The sequence below is a fragment of the Paracoccus sp. (in: a-proteobacteria) genome, from assembly GCF_030536915.1.
Classification (GTDB): Bacteria; Pseudomonadota; Alphaproteobacteria; order Rhodobacterales; family Rhodobacteraceae; genus Paracoccus.
The window spans coordinates 1-3223 of sequence record NZ_JAUNPC010000039.1 but is presented as its reverse complement, the minus strand read 5'-3'; the positions used below and the strand labels follow the sequence as shown (position 1 = coordinate 3223).

The 3223-nt window shown below is 74.0% G+C and carries 3 protein-coding genes; 1 reads left to right on the top strand and 2 read right to left on the bottom strand.

Features of this window, described 5'->3' with window-relative positions; translation table 11 throughout:
• A partial coding sequence (locus Q4F04_RS08510; RefSeq protein ID WP_303369407.1) for a glycosyltransferase occupies nt 1–897 on the top strand: 897 nt, incomplete at its 5' end.
• Here the strand turns inward: Q4F04_RS08510 and Q4F04_RS08505 are convergent.
• Together Q4F04_RS08505 and Q4F04_RS08500 are read right to left on the bottom strand one after the other, a co-directional pair.
• A complete protein-coding gene (locus Q4F04_RS08505) occupies nt 886–2010 on the bottom strand; it encodes a nucleotidyltransferase family protein (RefSeq protein ID WP_303369406.1) in 1125 nt (374 codons plus the stop codon). The genes Q4F04_RS08510 and Q4F04_RS08505 overlap by 12 nt on opposite strands.
• Before the next feature lie 157 nt (nt 2011–2167).
• Complete coding sequence (locus Q4F04_RS08500) at nt 2168–3196, bottom strand: replication initiator protein A (protein WP_303369405.1); 1029 nt, start codon at nt 3194–3196, stop codon at nt 2168–2170.
• Nucleotides 3197–3223: the final 27 nt, after the last annotated feature.

Genomic DNA, 3223 nt, shown 5'->3' with positions numbered 1-3223 from the left:
GGCCCCGCCGCCACCCGCAACGGGGCGCTGGACGCGGCGCGGGGCGACTGGATCGCCGTGGTGGACAGCGACGACCTGATCCACCCGGAACGGCTGTCGCGCCTGATCGCGGCGGCGGAAGCCGCGGGGGCGGACCTGGTGGCCGACGACCTCGTGCATTTCGGCGCCCCGGCCGAGCAGGGCCGCACCCTGCTGCAGCCGCTTGCGCTGGCCGCGCCGATGTGGCTTGCGGCGCCGGCTTACCTGCGGGCCAATGGGGGCGATCCGGCCCTGCCCTCCTTCGGCTATCTCAAGCCGGTGATCCGGCGCGAGGTCCTGGCGGGCCGCCGCTACGACCCGCGGCTCAGGATCGGCGAGGATTACGACCTGGTGCTGCGGCTGCTGATCGACGGCGCCCGCTTCCTGCTGCTGCCCGACCCGCTTTACGCCTATCGCCGGCATCCCGGTTCCATCTCGCACCGGCTGTCGGTCGGGACGGTCGCGGCGATGCTGGAGGCCCACCGCGCCCTGCCGCCGCTGTCCGATCCCGAGGCGCGGGCGGCCGCGGCGGCGGTGGACCGCCAGCTTCGCCGGTCGCTGCGCTATGAACGGCTGGTGGCGGAGATCAAGGCCCGGCGCTGGACCCGCGCCCTGCCCCGGCTGGCCGATCCGGCCATGGTCGCCCGGCTGGCCGCAAGCCTGCGCGACCGCCGCCGCCGCCAGGCCGCCCTGCAGGCGCAGGACCGCCCCGGGCCCGCCCTTCCCCCCATCCCCGGCCTGCCGCCGCCCGGACAGCCCTGGGACAGCCCCCCTGCCCCGGCCGCGGCCCGGATCGCGGCGGGCGGCAGGCCCCCGCCCGGCGCGCCCGGCTGGGCGCTCTGGCTGGCGGAGGCGACGGCCGGGGGGTCAGCGGGCTGAGGCCCCCGCGCCCCGCCGCGCCAGCGCCGCCTGCACGCGCAGCGACAGGGCGGCGCGGGCCGCCTCGGCCGCCAGCACATGGGGGCGGCCCTCGGTCAGCATCCGCAGCATCTGCCGCCGGCGCGGCGCCTCGTCCCGGCGCTGCCAGGGCTGGAACACCAGGTCGCGCAGCAGGGCGGGGTCGGCGGGCAGCCCGCGCAGCGGGGCCGCAGCCGCGGCTGCCAGCGCCGGATGGTCGTGGCAGGCGCGGGCCAGCGTGATCCCCAGGGCCAGCGTCCGCTCCTGCCCGCTTGCGGCGGCGATCCCCTCCAGCATCCGCCGGCTGGCCGGGTCCAGCCGGGCCAGCCAGTGCGCCAGCTCGGCCGCGGCCCAGCCGCAGGGCTCGCGCGCCAGCAGCGCCTTGGCCAGCGTCACCGCCATCAGCAGGCAGCCGTCGGCGGGCGACAGGACCGGGATGGCCTCCCCGCCATGGTCCTGCGCCGCGGCGCGGTCGAGGACGCCCGCCGCGCCGCGCCAGTCCGGCAGGCCCGCCTGCTGCAGCCGGTGATGCAGGTCGACCACCGCGCCGTCGGCCGCGCGGCGGAAATGCTGCTCGCCCAGGAAGGGGACCCACCACAGCGCCTGCTCCTGCTCCATGGGGGCGAAGCCCAGTTCCTGCAGAAGCCCGCCCGCCCGCCTGCGGTCGCGCGGGGTCACGAACAGGTCGATGTCGCCCGAGGGGCGGCGGAAGGGGTCGCCATGGACGGCGACCTGCTGGAACGGCCCCTTCAGCACGGCATGGCGCAGCCCCGCGCCCGCGAAGGCCCGGGAAACCTCGGCCGTGACCGCCATGGCCGCGCGGTTCATGGCGGCGATCCGCAGCCGCGCCTGCAGCAGCCGGGGCGCCAGCGCGGCGCAGCCGGGGGGCAATGCTGCGGGACTGACCGGCAGCTGGCCCAGCATCTTGTTCAGCCGGGCGATGTCGAACAGCCGGTCGGGATCTGCCGGGCGCTCTGCCCCCGGCCCGGGGGTTGCGGCCTGCTGGCCGGGCGGGCGCGCCGCTGCGATCAGCACGGCGATCTCGGGACCCGAGTCGCCCCGGACCGATGCGATCAACTGTTCGGTGAATGCCATCCGCGCCTTCCGCCTGCCTGATGCCCGTCCGAATGCCCGTCCGATGCGGCACCGCAAGGCCCCCGCCCCACGACCCCTGCCCCGCCCGCGCGGCATTTCACCCCAAGGCCCCGGCCGGGGCAAGCGGGGCGGGGGAACGTCCGGTCGGGGGGCGCCTTCAGGGGTTTCCGCGCTTCTCGTGCCAGGACTGGCAGAAGCGGACGAAATGGCGGGCGGGGTGCTTGGGCTCGATCTCCTCGGCCGCGCACCAGCGGCGCCATTCCCCTTCCAGGTGGCGCACGTCCCAGCCGGGGGCGGCGGCGCGGGCCTCCTCGTAGGCCTCGGGGTTCAGGAAGCCCTCGAAGATCTCGGCCTCGGCCGGGGGCGCGGTGCCGCGGTTGCGGAAGACCACCCTGTCGCCGTCATCCGAGAAGCGGACCGAATAGTCCGGCATGTGGGAATGGGCGATGTCCTCGCGGATCACGTTGGCCACCAGCCGCCGGAACTCGAAGCTGGACGAGGACGAGCCGCATTTCTTCTGCAGCAGGTCCAGCCCGACCGTCCATTCCTTCTGGTTGCCGCAATGCTTGCGCGCGAGTTCGTAGAGCCGCCGTTCCAGCGGCCGGCGCAGCCGGAAATAGTCGCGGCTGATGGTCAGCACCTCCTGGGCGCGGATCGCGTTGAAGACCCAGTCCGAGAGCTTGATCTCGATCTCCTGCATCCGGCCCTCGCGGGTCTGGCGCACGATGCGGGCGCTTTCGATCAGGCCGAAGGTTTCGAAGATCTCCTCGCCGCCGGTGGTGATGTTGGTCGAGATGCGGGTGCCGGCCAGCCGCTCCATCGCCGCCTTGAGCAGGTCGTAGCCGCGTCCCGTGGTCATCCGGTTGGTCGCCCGCAGAAGGTCGGCGGCCTGGAAGCGGACGATCTGGCTGACCTCGCGCCCGTCGTTCAGCGCCCGGATCAGCTGGCTGATGCAGAAGATCAGGATGTCGCGGTCGTGGACCGTGGCCATACCGTCGGAGGAGGGCTTGATGTCGACCGAGAGGCCGTTGTGCTCGTAATGGCGGGGCCTCAGGTCGGGCTTGGTCGAGAGCGAGAAGATCGGGTGCTCCATCGGCCCGACATCGGCCTTGGGGGCGGCGTTGAAAATGTCGCAGACGAAGAAATCACGTTGCGGATGACGGTCGGGAAGAAGCGGGCTGTTCATATGGCCTCGGGCAAACGACACTTCACC